Genomic DNA, 19,826 nt, shown 5'->3' with positions numbered 1-19,826 from the left:
CTCCACCACCCTGCGGGTGGTCCCCCTCCCCACGGCTTCGCCGCAGGGAGGATTAATATGTCCGCTCCCCACCCCAAAGCCACCGCCGTCTTCAAAAAAGGCTTTCCTACATTATCCGGCTATGCAAGCATCGATTCTGGCTCTTTCGCTCACTCGACAAGGGCGGCGGTTGGGGTCCGGTCGGGAAGCTCACAGGGCTGAACTTTCCTGAACTTTGGAAATGGGGCAAAGACAGCCCACCCCAAACCCAACGCCACCCACCCTCTTGCTTACACCCCTGTAAGTGCTACCCTCCCCGCCATGCTCGACCGCGTCGCCTGGCTCATCATCGCGCTCATCCACCTGATGCCCGCGCTCGCTTTCTTCCGCCCTGCGATGCTGACCAAACTTTACGCCGTCGATGCGCAAAGCCCCGCTTTCCTGCTGCTCCACCATCGCGCCGCGCTGTTCCTCGTCGTGCTCGCCATCTGCGTCTGGGCGGCGTTCGATCCCGGCGTGCGCCGCCTCGCGAGCGTCGCCGCGGCGATCAGCATGCTCAGCTTCCTCGCGCTCTACTGGCAGGCCGGATCGCCGCCCGCGCTGCGCACGATCGCGCTCGCCGATCTTGCCGGGCTGCCCTTTTTGGCGATAGTGGCGTGGCGGGCTTTCGCTCCCGCCTGAAACACGGGGTACCGCCTGTCCATGTCCAAGACCGTCACCGTCCTTTCGGGCCTCATCCGCCCGCTCGTCGAAAACCGCCTGCCGGGTTGGGTCGAGCCGCGCTTCTTCCAGTCGAAGGAAGAGGCAATGGAGCTCGCGCCCGCGGCCGAGATCGGCTGGTTCGACATGTACGACAAGCGCGACATGGCCGCCGCGATCACCGCCGCCACGAACATCAAATGGCTGAACTCGATCTATGCCGGGGTCGACGGCATCCCGCTCGATCTGCTGCGGACACGCGGCGCGGTGCTCACCAACGGCGTCGGGATCAACGCGATCACCATCGCCGAATATGTCGTGATGGGCATGCTCACCGTCGCCAAGGGCTATCGCGAAGTCGTGCGCGCGCAAGAGCGGCGCGAATGGCTGCTCGATTCGCCGGGCAAGGTCGAGCTCTATGGATCGAAGGCGCTGCTGCTCGGCTATGGCGCGATCGGCAAGCTGGTCGAGGAGCGGCTGCAGGCGTTTGCCGTCGATGTGACGGTCGTACGGCGCTCGGCCGGCCCGAACACGCTCGGCCCCGACCAGTGGCGCGAGCGGCTCGGCGACTATGACTGGGTGATCCTCGCGGTGCCCGCGACGCCCGAGACCGACGGCATGATCGGCGCGGCCGAGCTCGCGGCGATGAAGCCGACCGCGACCTTGGTCAATATCGCGCGGGGCAGCGTGGTCGACCAGGCGGCGCTCGTCGCGGCGCTCGATAGCAAGCAGATCGCCTCGGCCTTCCTCGACGTCACCAGTCCCGAACCCTTGCCCGCCGACGATGTACTGTGGACGCTCGACAACGCGCATATCACGATGCACCTGTCGGGCCGCGCGCAGGACAAGATGTTCATCCGCGCCGCGACACGGTTCCTCGAGAATCTCGACCGCTGGCAGAAGGGCGAACCGGTTGCACCGCAGGTGGACCTGACGCTCGGTTATTGATCGCCCCGCGATGCTGCGCTTCGACCGCTTCAGCCTCGACCCCGCCGATCGACGGTTGCTCTGCGATGGGGCCGCGGTGGAACTCAATGCGCGCTATTTCGACGCGCTCGCGCTGCTGGTACGCGAGGCGGGCAAGCTGGTGTCGAAGGAGCGCTTCCTCGAAGAGGTGTGGCGCGGCGTGCCCGTGACCGACGAGGCGCTGACCCAGTGCATCCGCACGCTGCGCAAGCAGCTCGGCGACGACGCCGCGCATCCGCGCTTCATCGAGACCGTGCCCAAGCACGGCTATCGCTTCGTCGCGCCGGTCGAAAGCGACGCCGCGACCGCCCCAACTGCCGCGCCGCCCGCCGCCGCTTTCGGCCTCCGCCAGTGGCTGCTGCTCGGCGGCGCGGGCACGCTTGGCGGGGGCGTCGCGGGGCTGTTCGGCGGGATGCTCTATGGCTTCGCGGGCGCGTCGCAGGCGACAGGCGGCAGGCTGTCGATCCTGCTGGTGCTCATCGCGATGACCGTCGCACTCGCGCTGATCGGCGGCGCGGGGGTCGCCTTCGGCATCGCCGCCGCGGGTTTCGCGCCGTCGCACCGCGGCGCGTGGACGGTCGCGGGCGGGGCCCTCGGCGGCCTCATCGTCGGCGCGCTGGTCAAGCTCGTCGGGCTCGACGCCTTCGCGATGCTGTTCGGCCGCTCGCCCGGCGACATCACCGGCGCGCCCGAGGGCGCGCTGCTCGGCGCCGCGGTCGGCATCGGCGCCTGGCTCGCCGGCCGCGCGCCTGCGCTCTCGCTCCGCCGCAGCATCGGCTTGCCGGCGCTGACCGGCGCGCTCGGCGGCCTGATCATCGCCCTCACTGGAGGACGCCTGCTCGGCGGCAGCCTCGCGCTCCTCGCTGAAGCCTTCCCGGCCGCACGACCGCATCTCGCCCCGATCGGCGGACTGTTCGGCGAAAACGGCATCGGCCCCGTCAGCCAGATCGCCACCGCGGCACTCGAAGGGGCGCTCTTCGCAGGCTGCCTCGTCGCCGCGCTCGTCTTCGCGCGGCAGCGCCTCGCGCTCGATTAAGCCGGCCGCTCGGCCTTCAGCTCGCGCACCAGCGGCTGCAGCCGCTCGTCATATTTGGCGAGCATCGTGTGCGCCCCGGCATGGTCGTAGAAGCTCACCAGTTCGCGCCCGTTCCAGCGGTGAAGCGCATAGGCCGGATCCTCGGCGACGATCATCGGCCGGTCGTCGGGCTTGTCCTCGTCGATCGGGCGGAGGTCGAGCGACACTTGCGGCGCGGTCGACGAGCAGATGGCGACGGTGCGCCCCTCCCACGCGACGGTCACGCTGCGGTGGAGGTGGCCGCAGATCAGTCCGCGCACCTGCGGGTGGCGCCGCACCACCTCGGTGAAGACCCCGACCCAGGGCTCGTCGGGGTCGGTGTTCATCCACTCGATCCCGCTTTCGACCGGCGGGTGGTGCATCACGATATAGGTCGGCTTGACGGGGTCCTTCGCCAGCTCGGCGTCGAGCCACGCCGCGCGCGCCTCGCAAAAGGCGCCGCCGTGGCGCCCTTCCTCGAGCGTGTCGACCGTCACCAGCCGCAGCTCGGGCAGCTCGATCGTGTATTGGATAAAGCCGTTGCCGTCGTCGAAGCCCGGGAATTGCGCGCTGAAATTGTCGCGCAGGTCGTGGTTGCCGACGCTGGGCCACACCGGAAAGGGACAGCGCGAAAAGGCGTTGGCCAGCCGGCGATAGCTGTCGGGATCGCCGCGGTCGGTGATGTCGCCGGTCGCGAGCAGCAGGTCGGGCCGGTTGGGGCCGTCGATGAGCACATCGATGACCTCGTCGAGCCGCTTGCGGTTATATTCCGCCGGATTGTCCGGATCGAACCCGATATGGATATCGGTGATCTGGGCGATCAGCATATCGGTCCCCTGCTCGGGCCGCCCGGTCGCGACCGCCCTGTTGTCATCCGCCCCTATGAGTGGCTTGTAGCGCGGGAGTGCGCCAAGTCACATTATAAAGATTCCGCGTCGCATGCCCTGTGATCTGGCTCACAGCATAAGTATCGCGCGCGGGTTGTTTTGTGATGAACGCGGTCTTTTTCTTGCGCTGCGTCGGCGGCATCCACGGTTTGCCGCCGTCGTTGTGATATTCGTGACACATCGCGCAGGGCGATTCGGTCGCGGTCTCGACCTTGACCAGCCGCGCCCCGCTCTCGCCGACATGACAGTCGCGACATTGCGTCAGGCCGGGCACGAGGAAATCGGTCGAGGCCTTCGACCCTTCGGCCATGGTGTGGCAATCGGCGCAGTCGGTCTCGCGGTGCGCCTCATGGTCGAACCAGCCCTTCTCCAGGAAGCGCGGCGTCTGGTTCACCGCCGCGACGCGCCAGTTGTTGCCCGCGGCGGGGGCGAAGATCGTGTGGCAGTCGTAGCAGGCGCCGCCCTTCGAGAAGACCGCGCGCACCGCATCCTCGGCGCGGCTGGGGCGCGTGGCGACCTCGTTGAAATAGATGCTGTAGACTTGACCCTCGGCATAGGCGCCGGGGCGGCGCCGTGCCATGCCGCCGAGTTGCAGCGGCCGCGTGGGCGGGGTCGAGCGGTAATAGGCCATCAGGTCGGCGACGACCTGCCCGGGCTCGCCGTGGCGCAGGGTGCGCGTGACGCCGCCGACGGTCTCGAAGGCCAGGCTGTGGCACATCGCGCAGTCGCGCTCCATCTCGACCGGCTTGATCCGCACGCCGTCGGCGTCGGGGCGATGGCAGTTCTCGCATTCGAGCTGCTTGCCGAAGTCGTAGCGGCCGCGGAAACTCGCCGCCATGCGCGCGACGCCGCCGGTCGCCTGCAGGTGCATGTCGTGCGGGAATTTGAGGCCGTTGTAATCGACCAGCCCCTTGGTCATCAGCGTGCGCGCGGGTTTCGCACCCGGCGCCGCGCGGACGAGCGGGCGGAATTCGGGGTGCCCGGTGCCGAAGTCGGAGGCGTCGGCGAGCTGGGTCGGATGCCCCGCCGCCTTCAGCCGCCCCTGCATGCCGTCGTGGCAGTCGGCGCAGAATTTCTGCGGCGTCGCGGGCATCGGCCCCGCGCCCTCATGCTCGGTATGGCATTCGACGCAGCGCCCCTGCGGCTTGTTGAACGCGCTCGCAAAGCCCGCGAGGATCTTGTCGCCCATGCCCGGCGGCTGGCGCGCGGCGATCAGCATCGCGGTCGAGGCATTGGCGTGCGCCGTACTCATGGTCTTATGCTCGCCAGTGTGGCAGCCGACGCACGCCTTGTCGGTTACCGCCACGAAGGGTTCGACGTGGCACGACTGGCAGTCGTTCTTGAGGCTGGCGTGCGCGCTCGACAGCGGCCCCGACAGCCAGGCGGTGTCGGCGTGATAGCCATCGGGCCGTTCGTCGACATTCTTGTAGCTCGCCCAGGCCCAGATCGGCCCGACGAGGAAGGCGAGCAGCATCAGGATCGCGAAGCTCCACGCGCCCACGCGCTTGCCGAGCATCACCCCCTGCAGCGAGAAGGCCTTGGCCTCGTCGACATCCTTCGACGATTGCGACAGCTCGTCGATGCGCTCGACGAGCAGGATGATCTTCTCGTCCTCGCGCGCGATGGTCAGCCGGTGCCCGCCGAAACGCAGCTCGGCGCCCGCGGCGCTGTCGATGTCGGCGGCATCGACGGTGCGGCCGTTGATGTCGAAACCCAGCCCCTCGCTCGCCTGCACGCGGACATGGCGTCCGTCGGCGCTGGTGATCGTCGCATGATGCGGGTTCACCGCCAGGTCGGCGATATGGATCGTGTTGCTGCCCTCGCGGCCCAGCGTGATCGCGTCGCCGGGCAGGGCCAAGTCGCGCACGATCTGCTTGCCCGTCTTCGTCGTCGAGATACGGCGCAGGATGAAGCTCATGGTCCCCCCTCCCCTCGCCTTACCAGTAGAAGAAAACGCTGATGATGTGCGCCGACAGCGCCGCGATCAGCGCGAAGGTCAGCGGCACATGCACGTAAAGCCAGATTTCGAGCAACGCGCGGATGCGCAGATGCTGGCGCAATCGCCCGAGCGCCGCCTGCTTCTGTTTCAGGAGTCCGACGACCTTTTCGCGCGCTTCGGGGTCGCTGGTTCCAGGCCCGGCCAGCGCGTGCAGCGCCGCGGCGGTCGCGCAATTGCGATAGCGCCCCGACAGGCGCGCGCCGATGCCGCCCGCGAACGGGTCTTCGTCGAGCGCTTTCAGCACCGGCGCCGTATCCTGGGGGGTCAGCGGCTGCGCGGCGCTGTGCAGCTGGCGGTCGAAGGCGCGGATTGCCTCGAGCATCTGCATCTGCGTCATCTCGTCGCGGTTGTTCGACAGCGCCTGTGGCAGCGTCGCATAGACGACGATGCCGTACAGCCCCGACAATATGACCAGCATCATCAGCGCCCAGGCGAGCGTGTGGACGTTCCAGCCGAGCTGGAACCCGGTATGCCAGGTCCCGATGACCATCAGGCTGAGCCCGAGATAGACATGCGCCGAGGTCCAGGCCTTCAAGGACCAATAGTCGCTGGTCATCTTGCGCTTGCGATAGCCCAAGGCGGTGAGCCACAGGATCAGCCCGGCGCCGAGCGTGCCGAGCGTATAGCCGAACCAGCTGCCGCCATTGTGGCGCGGCGTCACGTCGACGAGCGCGTAACTCACGATGATCAGCAGGCAGAGCCCGCCCGAAATCTTCGCCCAGCGGAAATTGGCGTAGCGCAGGAAACCCTCGTGCCGCCGTTCGCGCACGCGCTCGGTCTGCGTCGCCTTGCTGCGGCGGCGCGCGCCAAACAGGTTCGAAAAGATACTCGCCATCAGCCGGCGTCCTCTTCGAGCCGGGCGATCGACAGGAATTCCTCGGGCGAGACGCGGATCGCAGCGCCGGTCGGGCAGGCGCGCACGCAGGCGGGGCCGCCGGCGATACCCTTGCACATGTCGCATTTGACCGCGATCTTCTTGGGCTTCTCCTCGCCCAGTTTTTTCTTGGTCCATTTGGGCGAGGGCTCGCCGGGGCCGGGGCCGAAGCCGGTGAGCAGCCAGCGCAGCAGGCTCGGCTTCTGCGGCGGCGCCGCCTCCATGCGGATCACGCCATAGGGGCAGTTGCGCATGCAGTTGCCGCAGCCGATGCAGCCGGGCTCCATGAACACCTCGCCGTCGGGACCGCGGTGGATGACGTTGGGCGGGCAGTCGGCCATGCAATGCGGATGCTCGCAGTGGCGACAGCTGGTGGGCACGTGGAGATGCGCGAAGGTCCTGCCCGCCTCGCGGTCGAGCCGCGACAGGCCTTCGTGGCTGTCGGCGCAGGCCTTTTCGCAATTGTCGCAGCCGACGCAAAGATTCTCGTCGATCAGGAGCGCGTCGGTCGCCTCGCCCAGCCCTTCCTTCATGATGAAGCTGGCCGTGTCCGAATACATGTCGACCGCGCTCGAATAGCTCGCCTTGCGCGATTCGATGAAGCTGTTCATCGCCGCGCGCTCCGCGACGGCGGCCTCGGTCGCCTCGCGCACCTGCGGCCGCCGCGCGAGCATTTCCTTGAACTGCTGGCCCTTCAGCTTGATCACTTCGCTCGCGACCGCGGCTTTCACCGTGGCGTTGCGCGGCGCGCCCGACAGCACCGCCATTTCGCCGAAATAGCTGCCCGCGGGCAGATAGCGGAGGAAGATCGCCTTGCCGCCGATATCCTTTTCGACGACCATCGACCCCGAGCGCACGACATAGACGTCGTCGCCCTCGTCGCCCTCGGCAACGACGACTTTGCCCGCGGGGAAGCGCTCGATCGCGGGATCCTCGACGATCGGCTCGAGATCCTCGACCGTCAGCCCGCCCCTGAATATCTGGAGCAGCTGGCGTTCGAGCGAGATGCGGTTGATCACGCGCTTCGCGCCCGGTACCGCCGCCATCAGCTTGAGCGCCGCGGTGCGCGACACCTCGACGAAGATGCTGTCCTCGCCCGCGCGGATCGTCGCGCCGCGCTTGCGGCCCGAGATCAGGCCGACCTCGCCGAAGATCGAGCCCTGTTCGATCGGCACGGTCATGCCGCCGCCGATCTCGACCACCGCATGGCCGTCGGCGATCGCGAACAGCGACGATCCGGGCTCATCGGCCTCGAACACCACTTCGCCCTTGGGATAATAGGCGACCTTCGAATCGAGCATGAACTCGCGCATCTGCAGCGGCGAGACGTCGGCGAAGATGCGGATGCGCGTGCGCAGATATTCCAGCCACTCGCTGACCGATTTCTTCTGCGGCAGCTTTTCGAAGATCGCCGCCAGATCCTTTTCGTCGGCCGGGGTCAGGTCCTTGTTGCCGTTGATGAACTCGACGACGTCATAGCCCTGGTTCATGCAATGCTTGATCAGCGGATAACCCGCGAGCGCGCCGATCACGAAGATGCCGGGCACGGTCGATTCGAAGGTCGGCGACAGCTTCGGAAAGGCCTCGCGGTCGGGCCCCGTGAACTCGATCCCCATCGATTCGACGAAGCCGCGCGGCGCGACCGAGCCGAGACGCGCGACGATGACGTCGCACTCGATCTTCTCGTCGCCGGTCGGGGTCTCGAGCGTCAGCCAGCCGGGTTCGACCATCTTGGGCTGGGTCTCGGTGCGGATCGACATGAAGCCGTTCTCGCCCGCCTCCATCATGTCGGAGACATTCTTGGCCTTGGCGCGCGCGAAATCCTTCGAGCGGTTGAGGATGGTGACGGTGTTCTCGAGCGCCTCCTCGGCGACGCCAAGTGCGTTCTCGATCCCCGCGTCGCCCGAGCCGACGACGGTGATATGCTTGTCCTTGAAATCCTCGGGATCGTCGACGGTATAGATGATGTGCGGCAGGTCGTTGCCGGGGCAGCGCATCCGGTTCGGGTTGCCCTGCGTCCCGATCGCCAGCACGATATTTTCGGCCTTGACCACGCCCTTGGCGGTCTTGATCTCGAACGCGCCCTGCTGCCCCGTCACTTCGGTGACTTCGGCTTCCTTGACGACATAGACCTTGTTGGCGTTGGCGTCGTCGTCCCAGTTGCCGAGGATATATTCGCGCGCACCTTCGGCGAAGCGGCAGTCGGAGCGGAGGTCGAGCCGGTCGGGCGTCGCGAGCACGCGCTTGCCCTTCTGATATTTGTAGATGGTGTCGGAGAGGTGGTCGGTCTTTTCGATCAGGACATGGCTCATGCCGAGCTGCCCAGCGCGCGACGCCGCGCTGAGACCCGCGGGGCCCGATCCGATGATCGCGATCTTGACCGTTTCCGCGGGAAGCGGCTGCGACGGGACCTTGTCGCTCATGCGCGGCGGCTCCGCCGCAAGACGCGGCCAGCCATCGCTGCCGTGATGCTGACGAACCTGCGTACGGGCATCCCTGTCCCCCTATCGCCAGCCCCCCGGCGAGTACAAAACGGATGCGACCCGGACTTATGTCCTGGACGACAGGCTATGCCCTTGAAAGCGGGGAGAGGTCAACCGGTGACCGGCGGAAAACCGCTGTTGCGAGCGGTTCGCAACTACCGGAAAACAGGCCGCGAAAGCCGCGGCCTCAGGCGAGTTCGAACTGGCGCGCGATCGCCGCGGGCATGACGGGTTCGAAGCGCGACCAGCCGTCGGGGCCGAGCTTTTCGAGCGGGCGAAAACGCGCCTTGTACGCCATGCGCGCCGATCCCTCGATCCAGTAGCCGAGATAGACATAGGCGAGCCCAGCCTTGGCGGCGCGCTGGACATGGTCGAGGATGATATAGGTGCCCAGCCCCTCGCGCATCGGGTGGGCGGCGTCGAAGAAGCTGTAGATCATCGACAATCCGTCGCTCTGCCGGTCGGTCAGGCAGCAACCGATCAGCCGGCCGCGTTCGCCGTCGATCGTCGGCTCGCGATATTCGATCAGATAGCTATCGACCGGGGTCTGTTCGACCATGTCGGCGAAATCCTGCTCGTCCATGTCGGCCATGCCGCCGTTGGGATGGCGCGAGCCGAGATAGGAACGAAGCAGCGCATATTGCTCCTCGGTCGCCCAGGGCTTGCATGCCGTCGCGACGATGTCGCCGTTGCGGCGGACGTTGCGCTTCTGCGAATTGTTCGGCGCGAATTCGCCGGTGCACACGCGCACCGAAACGCAGGCGGCGCAGTCGGCGCAGCTCGGGCGATAGGCGACCGACTGGCTGCGGCGGAAACCGATGCGCCCTAGCGCATCGTTGAGTTCGCCGGCGTTATGACCGCTGAGTTCGGTGAACACCTTGCGTTCGGTCTTGCCCGCCAGATAGGGGCAGGGCGCCGGGCTGGTGACGAAGAAGCGCGGGAATCGGAAGGGTGCGGACACGCGGGGCAAATCTCCGAAGCGGCGCAGCGGACCCCGACGCAAAGGCCCCCCGACGCGTTGACTGCGCCGGTTATGCCGCGCCGCGCCGATGGTGCAAAGAGGATTTACCAATATAAGCCGCGACCGCGGCCATCGGCCGCAAAAAAATTAATGCGGCCCGCCCGACCTGTGCCGGACTGAATCAATCATCCACCATAACCGCGCAATTCGTCACCGGTCAGCGTCGCGACGTGGAGCACGTTGGTCGACCCCGGGGTGCCGAAGGGAACGCCGGCCATCATGACGAGCTTCGACCCCGCCTTGCCGATGCCGTGGCGCAGCGCCATGCGCTTGCCCTTGGCGATCATCTCCTCGAAGCTGCCGATATCCTTGGTCGGCACGGCATGCGCCCCCCACAGGAGGCCCATGCGCCGCGCCGCTTCCTTCTTCGGCGTCAGCACCAGCAGCGGTGCGCCCGCGCGCTCGCGCGCGACGCGGCGCGCGGTCGATCCGGAGAAGGTGAAGCAGATGATCGCGTCGGCGGCGATCGTCCGGGTAATGTCGCCCGCGGCTTCGGAGAGCGCGTCGGCGGTCGTCGCGTCCGGCGTCGTTTCGGTAAAATGCAGCCGGCGGAAATAATCGGGGTCGCCCTCGACCGAGCGCGCGATCGAATCCATCATGGTGACGGCTTCCACCGGCCATGCGCCCGCGGCGGTCTCGGCCGACAGCATGATCGCGTCGGCGCCGTCGTAGACCGCGGTCGCGACGTCGCTGACCTCGGCACGCGTCGGCGAAGGCGAGACGATCATCGATTCGAGCATCTGCGTCGCGACGACCACCGGTTTGCCCATCCGCCGCGCGGTCGCGACGATACGCTTCTGCAGCGGCGGCACCGCCTCGGGCGGCAATTCGACCCCCAGGTCGCCGCGCGCGACCATCGCAGCGTCGGCGAGTTCGAGGATTTCCTCGATCCGCTGGACGCCCGACGGCTTCTCGAACTTCACGAGCAGCGCGGCCTTGCCGCCGATCAGCCGCCGCGCCTCGGCGACGTCCTCGGGGCGCTGGACGAAGGACAAAGCGATCCAGTCGACCCCCTGTTCGAGCGCGAAGGTCAGATCCTTGCGGTCCTTCTCGGTCAGCGCCGCGAGCGGCACCACGACGTCGGGAACATTGACCCCCTTGCGGTCCGAAATCTTCCCGCCGACCTCGACCACCGTCTCGATCCGCGTCGGCGACACGCTCTTGACGCGCAGCACCAGCTTGCCGTCGTCGATCAGCAGCCGCGTATCGGGTTCGAGCGCGGCGAACAATTCGGGGTGCGGCAAATGCACGCGCGTCGCGTCCCCCGCCGCCTTGTCGGCGTCGAGGACGAACGCCTTGCCCTTCACGAGTTCGGCGGGCCCGTTCGCGAAGGTACCGACGCGGAGTTTCGGCCCCTGCAGGTCGACGAGGATCGTCGTCGGCCGCCCGGTATCCTTCTCCAGCGCGCGGATCGCCGCGATCACCTTGGCGTGCCCCGCATGGTCGCCGTGGCTCATATTGACGCGAAAGGCGTCGGCGCCCGCGCGGTGCAGCGCGGCGATCATCTCGGGGTTCGCGCTCGCGGGACCCAATGTCGCGAGGATGCGCACCTTGCGCTGGCGGGGGGTGAAGCTCTGGACCACGAAGGCGCTCCGCTGAAAAATGGGGGTTGTTGCTCGGCCGCTTGCCTAGGCGCGTTGGCCGGGCCAAGGCAAGCCGCGTATAGCTATTCATCCCCTGATGCGAAGGAAAGCCGCCATGTCCTGCAGCGAAGATGCCACGCCCGGAACCGACAGCCTCGACGCGCTCGACGACGCCGTCGCCGCCGCGGCTTTCCGCCGCCTCGTCCGCCTGCTCCGCCACCGGACCGACGCCGCGAACATCGACCTGATGGGGCTCGCGGGTTTCTGCCGCAACTGCCTCGGCGACTGGATCGCGGAGGCGAGCGAGGAGACCCCGCACGCGATGGACTGGGTCGACGGCCGCGCGATCGTCTACGGCATGCCCTACGACCAGTGGAAAGCGCAGCATCAGCAACCCGCGACCCCCGAACAGCTCGCGCGGATGGAAGAAAGCATGGCGAAGAACCCGCATCGCTGACCTTGCTCCCGTCCGGCTTTGCGGACATGACCGCCGGACAGGCCGCGCCGGTGCCGGCAAAGGGGAGAATCGAAAATGCGCATGATCTGGGTCGCCGCCGCGCTGGGAACGGGGCTGATGGCGGGCACGCCGCTGGCGGCTGAGGCGCCGGGCACAACCTATATCCATGCCGGGCGCCTGCTCGACCAGCCCGGGCGCGAGCCCCGCGGCCCTTCGACGATCGTCATCCGCGACGGCAAGATCGCCGAGGTGCGCGATGGCTATGCCACCCCCGAAAGCGACGCGAAGACCATCGACCTGAAGGACTCCTTTGTCCTGCCCGGGCTGATCGACATGCACGTCCATTTGTCGGTCGACGACAATCTGCTGCGCAGCCGGCTCGAAGGGTCGGGCCGCGACGTCGAGGATATATTCGTCATCGCGCAGGGCAATGCGCGCAAGACGCTGGAAGCCGGCTTTACGACGGTGCGCGACCTCGGCGGCGACGGGCGGACCACCGGCACGCTGCGCGATGCGATCAACAGCGGCGTGATCGTCGGTCCGACCGTGATTCCCGCCGGCACGATGATCTCGGTGACCGGCGGCCATGGCGGCGTCAACGGGCTGAACCGGACGCTGACCCATGCGGTCGCGGCGGAGCGGACCAATATCTGCGACGGTCCCGACAGCTGCGCCGGCGCCGTCCGCGCGCAGATATCGCTCGGCGCCGAGGTCATCAAATTCGCCGCGACCGGCGGGGTGCGCTCGAATGTCGCGGGCGGGCTCGGCAAGCAGATGTCCGACGCCGAAATGAAATCGGTCATCGACACCGCGCACAGCTTCGGCCGCAAGGTGACCGCGCATGCCCATGGCAAGGAAGGCATCGATGCCGCGCTGCGCGCCGGGGTCGATTCGATCGAGCATGGCAGCTTCATCGACGACGAGACCGTCAAGCTGTTCAAGGCCTCGAACGCGGCGCTCGTGCCCACCGCGGTGGCGCCGATCGCCGCGCTCGACCAGGCACGCCGCGGCGACGCGCCCGGCCCGCAGCTGGCGAAGGCCGAAGAGGCGGCAGCCGCCCATGCGGCGAGCATGGCGCGCGCGATCAAGGGCAATGTCCGCGTGCTGTTCGGCACCGATTCGGGCGTCGCGCCGCACGGCGACAACGCCAGGGAGTTCGCGCTGATGGTCAAGGCCGGGATGACGCCGGCGCAGGCGATCAAGGCGGCGACGCTCGACAGTGCCGCCGAACTGGGCCGCCCGATCGGGGCGATCCTGCCTGGGCGCGAGGCGGACATCATTGCCGTCGGCGGCGACCCGCTCGCCGACGTGACCCGCTTGGAAAAGGTCGATTTCGTAATGCGGCGCGGCGTCGTCCACAAAGCGGACGGCAAGCGCCAGCCCTTTCCGCCCGAGTGAGCGTACGGACGGAAGAAAGCATGGCCAAAAATCCTCGGGCCTATTAGGGACGCGCCAGCCGCGATTCTCGCGTCCTGTCTTTCCCATCATCGGAGCCTAACATGAGCGAAGCCACCACCACCGACGATCAATTGCGCCTTTTCATCGAGCGCATCGAGCGGATGGAAGAGGAGAAAAAGGGCGTCGGCGACGATATTCGCGACACCTATAACGAAGCGAAGTCGCAGGGTTACGACACGAAGATCATGCGCCAGATCGTCAGGCTTCGTAAAATGTCCCGGAACGACCGCATGGAAATGGAAGCGATCCTGGAAACCTATAAAGCCGCGTTGGGTATCGACTAAGCCTCCCGGAGCGGGTCGCCGCTTGCCTGCCGGTAGAGTTCAAGCATCTTGTGATCGCCGGCCTTGAGTAGGTCGGCGATCTCGCCAACCTCGCGAACATGGTCGCGGAACGCATCGTTGGATTGCGCCATTACGGCGATGACCACATCAATGAACCAATCGAATGCCAATATCGCGCGCGCGACGTCGTCGTCTGAAATCTCCAAATCCTCTTGCTGCTTCGGGTGAGCAATCCGATTCCGCAACGCGATGGTTGCCTTCAGATTTGCCCATCCAGTTCCGCCAAAATCGGGTGCACAGTCCGGCGCGAATTTCTTCGCGATACGCGTCGTCAATCTGATCATGGCGGTCGTCGATAGATAGCGCTTCTGCGTCGATATCCTCCCCGTGTCGTCAACCGTCGCCGCGGTGTCGGCGAGTGCCGCTCTCTCGGTATCGGTGAGTGCGTCAATAGTGTTGGCTATATCGACGACATGTTCTCGATATATCCAAGCCAAGCCCTCTACCGCTGCAATCAGCGCTCGAATGAGAGAACGCCGATTCGTCGGTTCATCTTCCATTTGTTGGCGCTTGAGGGCATCCTGTACATCGAACATCAGAGACCCTAGAAACCCGGCCCAAAGTTCCTTTGTATCGTCTGTCATTACCTGCCCATCCTCCCCAACACATCAGCGATCAATGCCCCATTCTGCCATTTGAGGAAATCCAACATGTTCAGCACCACCACCAACACGCTCGAGGGCCATCCGGTCCGCGAATATCTGGGCATCGTCACCGGCGAGGTGATCGTCGGCGCCAATTTGTTCCGCGACCTGTTCGCCAGCATCACCGACATCGTCGGCGGTCGCTCGGGCAAATATGAGGACGTCCTCGCCCGCGCGCGCAAGGAAGCGATCGGCGAGATGGAAGCCGAAGCCGCGCGCCTCGGCGGCAATGCGGTGATCGGCGTCGACCTCGATTATGAGGTGCTCGGCCAGAACGGCTCGATGCTGATGGTGTCGGCCAGCGGGACCGCGGTTGTCGTCTGACGCGCCGCCCTTCGCCTTTCGCGAAGAGGGGCGCCATCTGGTCGACGACGCCAACGGGCTGCTGATCCAGCTGTATCAATGGCCCGAATATGAGTTCACCGTCGCGGTGCAGCCTGCACCGGGCCGTCCGCACGCCGATGCCTGGCCGGTCAGCGCGCGCGCCTTCTTCGAATTCGGCATTGGCTTCGACAAGGCGTTGGAGCGCCACTGGATCAGCTTCGCGCAGGCGCATCGCAACGTCGACGACCATTATCCGGGGCGCTATTCCGAACTGCTCGAATGCGTGCTGCCGCTGGTCGGCCCCTTTTTCCTGCGCGAGGCGGGCTATGGGCGGGGACGACCCTTCGCGCCGCCGTCGGAGCGGCTGCGGCCGATGCTCGCCGAACGGGGATCATGGTTCGCCTTTCGCGACGGCGATTGAACCCGGCGGCGCTCTGACCTAAGGGGGCGCACAGTTTCCCACAGCATTTTCGGAAGACCCATGGCCGGCCATAGCAAGTTCAAGAACATCATGCACCGCAAGGGTGCGCAGGACAAAAAGCGCAGCAGCCTCTTTTCGAAGCTGAGCCGCGAAATCACCGTCGCGGCGAAGATGGGCCTGCCCGATCCCGACGCCAATGCCCGCCTGCGCGCCGCGGTCAACGCCGCCAAGGCGCAGTCGATGCCCAAGGACAATATCCAGCGCGCGATCGACAAGGCGGCGGGCAATGACGGCGATAATTACGAGGAAATCCGCTACGAAGGCTATGGCCCCGGCGGCGTGTCGCTGATCGTCGAGGCGCTGACCGACAACCGCAACCGCACCGCCACCAATGTGCGCACCGCATTCAGCAAGAATGGCGGCAACCTTGGCACCTCGGGCAGCGTCAGCCACGGCTTCGACCGCCTCGGCCTGATCAACTATGGCGTGGGTGCCGGCGACGCCGACACGGTGTTCGAAGCCGCGCTCGACGCGGGCGCCGACGACGTCGAATCGACCGACGACGGCCACGACATCTGGACCAGCGTCGACAGCCTGCACGAAGTCGCGAAAGCGCTCGAAGCCAAGCTGGGCGAGGCCGAGGGCGTCAAGCTCGCGTGGCGCCCGACGCTGAAGAGCGAAGTCGCCGACGAAAGCGTCGCGCAGACTTTGTTCAAGCTGATCGACACGCTCGACGACGACGACGACGTCCAGACCGTGTGGGGCAATTACGAGATCCCCGACGCGGTGATGGAAAAGCTTGGGTGAGTATGTCTCCCCTCCCCTTCAGGGGAGGGGTCGGGGGTGGGGGCCAGCGGCCTCGCGCTACCTCGACAGCCCCCACCCCAACCCCTCCCCTGAAGGGGAGGGGCTTTCAGCCATGATCATCCTCGGCCTCGACCCGTCGCTCAGCTGCACCGGCTGGGGCGTGATCCGCGTCGAGGGCAGCCGGATCAGCCATGTCGCCAACGGCCAGATCAAGACCGACGCCAAGGCACCCTTGCCCGAGCGGCTCGCCCATCTCGACACCGTGCTCGCCGCGGTGCTCGCTGACCACGCCCCGACCCACGCCGCGGTCGAGGAGGTCTTCGTCAACGACAATCCGCAATCGACGCTGAAGCTCGCGCACGCGCGCGGCGTCGCATTGCTCGCCTGCGCGCGCGGCGGGCTGCGCGTCGCCGAATATGCCCCGCGCCTCGTCAAGAAGGCGATCGTCGGCACTGGCGGTGCGGCGAAGGAGCAAGTGCAGGCGATGCTGCGCATCCTGCTCCCCGGCGCGAAGGTCACGGGCCCCGACGCGGCGGATGCGCTGGCAGTCGCGATTTGCCATGCAAACCATCGGCCGCGCGTTTAAAAAAATCTCACGCAAAGGCGCAAAGGCGCAAAGAAGATAAATTTCACACAAAGACACAAAGATGTTGGCTGTGGCAGCGGCGTCGCGTCTTCGCCAACGGTCGCTTGAGATCCTGCCGGACTTCGTCCGGCCTTAAAAGGCGAAGCTCAGGCTGAGAACGCTTCGCCGGTGCGCAAAATCGCCCTCTTCGTGTCTTTGTGTGAGAATATTCTTCTCTTCCTTCTTTGTGCCTTTGCGCCTTTGCGTGAGACCCTTTTTCCTTCCCTGTTCCCTTTTCATTCCCATCACGCTAGCACGGCGACATGATCGCGAAACTCACCGGACGGCTCGACAGCAGCGGCGCAGGCCATGCGGTGATCGACGTCGGCGGCGTCGGCTATCTGGTCGAGGCGTCGGCGCGCACCCTCGATGCGCTCGGCGCGGTCGGCGGCGAGGTCACCATCCACACCGAAATGCTCGTGGGCGAGGATTTCCTGCGCCTGCTCGGCTTCGCGCGCGCCGAGGAACGCGACTGGTTCCGCCTGCTCACCAGCGTCCAGGGCGTCGGCGCGAAGGTCGCGCTCGCGATCCTCTCGGCACTGGAGATCGGCGACCTGCAACGCGCGCTCGCGAGCGGCGACAGCGCGATGATCGCGCGCGCCAACGGCGTCGGGCCGAAACTGGCGCAGCGGATCACGCATGAGCTTAAAGACAAGGCGGGTGTGTTCGCCGGGGCCATAGGTTCGAATCCTACCCGGGGAGCCACATCCGGCCCCCTCGGCGACGCCGTCACCGCGCTCACCGGCCTCGGCTTCAAACCCGGCGAAGCAAGCGCCGCGGTCGCGGCGGCGAGCGAGGAACTGGGCGCGGGCGCGAGCCTTGATGCCGTTATCAGAGAATCTCTGAAAAATATCAACAGATAAAATGGGGAATAATATGGAAAACTCCGAAATATATGTCTCAGGATCGAAAGTTCTTCTGAGTGGGAGTTTAGTCACAGAGATCAATGACCACATATCCATGAAGCCATTCGGTACGTTTGATGGCGCGTACGAATTGAGGATATACTTCAAAGAGGTTCCAGGAAAAGATTCCTCAGTAAAAAACTATCCTGGAGATGGGAATGTTCACATGGTTGAAATGATAAATGTTTCCGGATCTGAGACAGTAACCAATTCTGTGAAACTATATGTAGCCAATAGGAATAATAAAAAAGTATATCTTCACATTTCATCACTTGAAGTTGGAAGTGGCAAAAATGGAAAAAGGATTGTAAATTTTACGATACTTGAGGGAGAAAACATCAATGGATAGCAACAAGCTCCCCAACAATCAAGTGATAGCAACATCAAACAATTCAGGAGCTAGCGTTACTCCTGTTTACACAAGTAGAAATATGAAATTGTTCGCAATAAATGATAGCGAGCTTCAGAACTTGACTACAATGAATTCTCAATCTACGATATTTGTCTCCATATCTTCTTTCTTATTTAGTTCCGGCATTGGAATTTACACTAACTCTGTTTTCTACGATAAGCTGACGCCCGCTGGAGAGGTCGCCTACTATTATGTTGGGCCAATAACATTTCTCTTAGCATTCGCGTTCGCCGCTCTCGCAAGAATGACTTCGGCCGGTCGGAAGAAGCTATGGGATGAAATACAGAATAATGTCAGCGAGCAGTAAGGCGAATCCGCATCAGCAAACGCGGTTGCCCACTGAATACAGGTTTCGAACCCGGCTCCCGGGCTACGACTGAGGCAGCATCAGAATGACCACCACCCGCCACGCCTCGTGTCGCTGCGGCCAGCTCCGCATCGCCTGCTCGGGCGAGCCGATCCGCGTGTCGGTGTGCCACTGCCGCGAGTGCAAGGCGCGGAGCGGCAGCGCCTTTGCGGCGCAGACGCGGTTCCCCGAAGAGCAGGTTCGCACCGAGGGCGAGGCGAAGATGTGGCAGTACACCGGCGAGAGCGGCAACACCGCCGACTTCTTCTTCTGCCCCACCTGCGGTTCGCACGTCTGGTACCGCGCGCGGCCCTATCACGACGCCTATGCCGTGCCGATCGGCAATTTCGAGCCCGGCCACGGCTTCGTCCCCGAATATTCGGTCTATGAGGAACGCAAGGAGCCTTGGGTTTCGATCACCGGCGAGGCAATAGACCATTATGACTGAGCCGGCCCTCACCACCCCGCACCGCACCCCCGAGGACGCCGACGCCGCGCTGCGGCCGAAGTCGCTCACCGAATTCGTCGGGCAGGCGGCGGCGCGCGAGAATCTGCGCATCTTCGTCGAGGCCGCGAAGGCGCGCGGCGATGCGCTCGACCATGTGCTCTTTTTCGGACCGCCGGGGCTGGGCAAGACGACGCTCGCGCAGATCGTCGCGCGCGAGCTGGGCGTCGGCTTCCGTTCGACCAGTGGCCCGGTGATCGCCAAGGCGGGCGATCTCGCCGCACTGCTCACCAACCTCGAGGATGGCGACGTCCTCTTCATCGACGAGATCCACCGGCTGTCGCCCGCGGTCGAGGAGATCCTCTATCCCGCGATGGAGGACCGCGCGCTCGACATCATGATCGGCGAGGGGCCGTCGGCGCGCAGCGTGCGCATCGACCTTCCCAAATTCACCCTCGTCGGCGCGACGACGCGGCAGGGGCTGCTGACGACGCCGCTGCGCGACCGCTTCGGCATCCCGGTGCGGCTCAATTTCTATACCCACGGCGAGCTCGAGCAGGTGATCAGCCGCGCCGCGCGGCTGCTCGGGCTCGCGATCGCCCCCGACGGGGCGCTCGAGATCGCGCGGCGCGCGCGCGGCACCCCGCGCATCGCCGGCCGGCTGCTCCGCCGCGTGCGCGACTTCGCGACGGTCGCGGGGCATACCATCGTCGATGCCAAGGCGGCCGACGCCGCGCTCAACCGGCTCGAGGTCGATGCACTCGGGCTCGATGCGATGGACCGGCGCTACCTCACCATGATCGCCGACATCTACCGCGGCGGCCCCGTCGGGGTCGAGACGATGGCGGCGGGACTCAGCGAGCCGCGCGACACGATCGAGGACGTCATCGAGCCCTATCTGCTCCAGATCGGCCTCATCGCGCGCACCGCGCGCGGGCGCACGCTCAACCCCAGCGCGTGGAAGCATCTGGGGCTCAATCCCCCCGCGGGATCGCAGGACGGACTTTTCGACCAAGGAAAATAGGCGGAAATCTGCGCCTTTCATTCCACCAACCGGCGCTGTCGTGCGACGAACCGTTGATCAGGGGTTTGC

21 protein-coding genes are annotated in these 19,826 nt (G+C 65.6%); 14 read left to right on the top strand and 7 right to left on the bottom strand.

The features are described 5' to 3' along the window. Positions 1-300 precede the first annotated feature (300 nt). The 3 genes from ATE62_RS19255 to ATE62_RS19245 are packed head-to-tail and all read left to right on the top strand — an operon-like array spanning position 301 to position 2,680. Positions 301-660, top strand: a complete 360-nt coding sequence (locus ATE62_RS19255; protein WP_058809191.1) for a hypothetical protein — start codon at positions 301-303, stop codon at positions 658-660. A 21-nt stretch (positions 661-681) separates the two neighbouring features. Continuing rightward, positions 682-1,626 carry a D-2-hydroxyacid dehydrogenase gene (locus ATE62_RS19250; protein ID WP_058809190.1) on the top strand — a complete coding sequence of 315 codons (945 nt, stop codon included), beginning with the start codon at positions 682-684 and terminating at the stop codon, positions 1,624-1,626. 10 nt (positions 1,627-1,636) lie between these two features. Continuing rightward, positions 1,637-2,680 carry a winged helix-turn-helix domain-containing protein gene (locus ATE62_RS19245; protein WP_082662904.1) on the top strand — a complete coding sequence of 348 codons (1,044 nt, stop codon included), beginning with the start codon at positions 1,637-1,639 and terminating at the stop codon, positions 2,678-2,680. Here ATE62_RS19245 and ATE62_RS19240 read toward each other — a convergent pair. From ATE62_RS19240 to pyk, 6 genes are all read right to left on the bottom strand, one after another. Then, positions 2,677-3,525, bottom strand: a complete 849-nt coding sequence (locus ATE62_RS19240) for a metallophosphoesterase (RefSeq protein ID WP_058809189.1) — start codon at positions 3,523-3,525, stop codon at positions 2,677-2,679. The two genes, ATE62_RS19245 and ATE62_RS19240, sit on opposite strands and share 4 nt — an antisense overlap. A 43-nt stretch (positions 3,526-3,568) precedes the next feature. Then, positions 3,569-5,503, bottom strand: coding sequence for a cytochrome c3 family protein (locus ATE62_RS19235; protein WP_058809188.1), 1,935 nt, complete (start codon positions 5,501-5,503; stop codon positions 3,569-3,571). A 19-nt stretch (positions 5,504-5,522) separates the two neighbouring features. Continuing rightward, complete coding sequence (locus ATE62_RS19230; RefSeq protein ID WP_058809187.1) at positions 5,523-6,419, bottom strand: hypothetical protein; 897 nt, start codon at positions 6,417-6,419, stop codon at positions 5,523-5,525. Further along, a complete protein-coding gene (locus ATE62_RS19225) occupies positions 6,419-8,881 on the bottom strand; it encodes a cyclic nucleotide-binding domain-containing protein (protein WP_058809186.1) in 2,463 nt (820 codons plus the stop codon). Before ATE62_RS19225 ends, ATE62_RS19230 begins: the two co-directional genes overlap by 1 nt. A 247-nt stretch (positions 8,882-9,128) precedes the next feature. Beyond that, positions 9,129-9,902: an arginyltransferase gene (locus ATE62_RS19220; protein ID WP_058809185.1), complete on the bottom strand. Its 774-nt coding sequence runs from the start codon at positions 9,900-9,902 to the stop codon at positions 9,129-9,131. Positions 9,903-10,087: 185 nt separating this feature from the next. Then, positions 10,088-11,545: a pyruvate kinase gene (gene pyk / locus ATE62_RS19215; RefSeq protein WP_058809184.1), complete on the bottom strand. Its 1,458-nt coding sequence runs from the start codon at positions 11,543-11,545 to the stop codon at positions 10,088-10,090. Positions 11,546-11,660: 115 nt separating this feature from the next. On the opposite strand from pyk, the gene ATE62_RS19210 reads away from it, so the two are divergent. The 3 genes from ATE62_RS19210 (at position 11,661) to ATE62_RS19200 (ending at position 13,744) form a co-directional block, all read left to right on the top strand. After that, the gene (locus ATE62_RS19210) at positions 11,661-12,002 is read left to right on the top strand and encodes a DUF1244 domain-containing protein (protein WP_058809183.1); all 342 of its coding nucleotides are present in this window, start codon (positions 11,661-11,663) and stop codon (positions 12,000-12,002) included. 75 nt (positions 12,003-12,077) lie between these two features. Further along, complete coding sequence (locus ATE62_RS19205; protein WP_058809182.1) at positions 12,078-13,400, top strand: metal-dependent hydrolase family protein; 1,323 nt, start codon at positions 12,078-12,080, stop codon at positions 13,398-13,400. A gap of 101 nt (positions 13,401-13,501) precedes the next feature. Beyond that, positions 13,502-13,744, top strand: coding sequence for a DUF2312 domain-containing protein (locus tag ATE62_RS19200; RefSeq protein ID WP_058809181.1), 243 nt, complete (start codon positions 13,502-13,504; stop codon positions 13,742-13,744). Here ATE62_RS19200 and ATE62_RS19195 read toward each other — a convergent pair. Beyond that, positions 13,741-14,388: a hypothetical protein gene (locus ATE62_RS19195; protein WP_058809180.1), complete on the bottom strand. Its 648-nt coding sequence runs from the start codon at positions 14,386-14,388 to the stop codon at positions 13,741-13,743. The genes ATE62_RS19200 and ATE62_RS19195 overlap by 4 nt on opposite strands. Positions 14,389-14,454: 66 nt before the next feature. Between ATE62_RS19195 and ATE62_RS19190 the strand changes: the two genes are divergently transcribed. The 8 genes from ATE62_RS19190 to ruvB all read left to right on the top strand — a co-directional run bounded on the left by ATE62_RS19190 (position 14,455) and on the right by ruvB (position 19,757). Then, the gene (locus ATE62_RS19190; RefSeq protein ID WP_058809179.1) at positions 14,455-14,772 is read left to right on the top strand and encodes a YbjQ family protein; all 318 of its coding nucleotides are present in this window, start codon (positions 14,455-14,457) and stop codon (positions 14,770-14,772) included. Next, on the top strand, positions 14,762-15,193 hold the full coding sequence (locus ATE62_RS19185; protein WP_058809178.1) for a hypothetical protein: 432 nt from the start codon (positions 14,762-14,764) through the stop codon (positions 15,191-15,193). Before ATE62_RS19190 ends, ATE62_RS19185 begins: the two co-directional genes overlap by 11 nt. A gap of 60 nt (positions 15,194-15,253) precedes the next feature. Beyond that, positions 15,254-16,000 (top strand): YebC/PmpR family DNA-binding transcriptional regulator, encoded by a 747-nt coding sequence (locus ATE62_RS19180; RefSeq protein ID WP_058809177.1) that lies wholly within the window; start codon positions 15,254-15,256, stop codon positions 15,998-16,000. Positions 16,001-16,112: 112 nt separating this feature from the next. Next, positions 16,113-16,586: a crossover junction endodeoxyribonuclease RuvC gene (ruvC, locus tag ATE62_RS19175; RefSeq protein WP_058809176.1), complete on the top strand. Its 474-nt coding sequence runs from the start codon at positions 16,113-16,115 to the stop codon at positions 16,584-16,586. A 302-nt stretch (positions 16,587-16,888) separates the two neighbouring features. Then, a complete protein-coding gene (ruvA, locus tag ATE62_RS19170; RefSeq protein ID WP_058809175.1) occupies positions 16,889-17,488 on the top strand; it encodes a Holliday junction branch migration protein RuvA in 600 nt (199 codons plus the stop codon). Positions 17,489-17,501: 13 nt separating this feature from the next. Continuing rightward, the gene (locus ATE62_RS23425; RefSeq protein ID WP_156420607.1) at positions 17,502-17,879 is read left to right on the top strand and encodes a hypothetical protein; all 378 of its coding nucleotides are present in this window, start codon (positions 17,502-17,504) and stop codon (positions 17,877-17,879) included. A gap of 455 nt (positions 17,880-18,334) precedes the next feature. Further along, the gene (locus ATE62_RS19165) at positions 18,335-18,736 is read left to right on the top strand and encodes a GFA family protein (protein ID WP_058809174.1); all 402 of its coding nucleotides are present in this window, start codon (positions 18,335-18,337) and stop codon (positions 18,734-18,736) included. Beyond that, the gene (gene ruvB, locus ATE62_RS19160; protein ID WP_058809173.1) at positions 18,729-19,757 is read left to right on the top strand and encodes a Holliday junction branch migration DNA helicase RuvB; all 1,029 of its coding nucleotides are present in this window, start codon (positions 18,729-18,731) and stop codon (positions 19,755-19,757) included. The genes ATE62_RS19165 and ruvB overlap by 8 nt, the downstream gene beginning before the upstream one ends. Positions 19,758-19,826 lie beyond the last annotated feature (69 nt).

This window comes from Sphingopyxis sp. HIX (genome assembly GCF_001468285.1).
Lineage (GTDB): Bacteria > Pseudomonadota > Alphaproteobacteria > Sphingomonadales > Sphingomonadaceae > Sphingopyxis.
The sequence above is the reverse complement of the archived record's forward strand: the minus strand, read 5'-3'. Positions and strand labels throughout refer to the sequence as shown.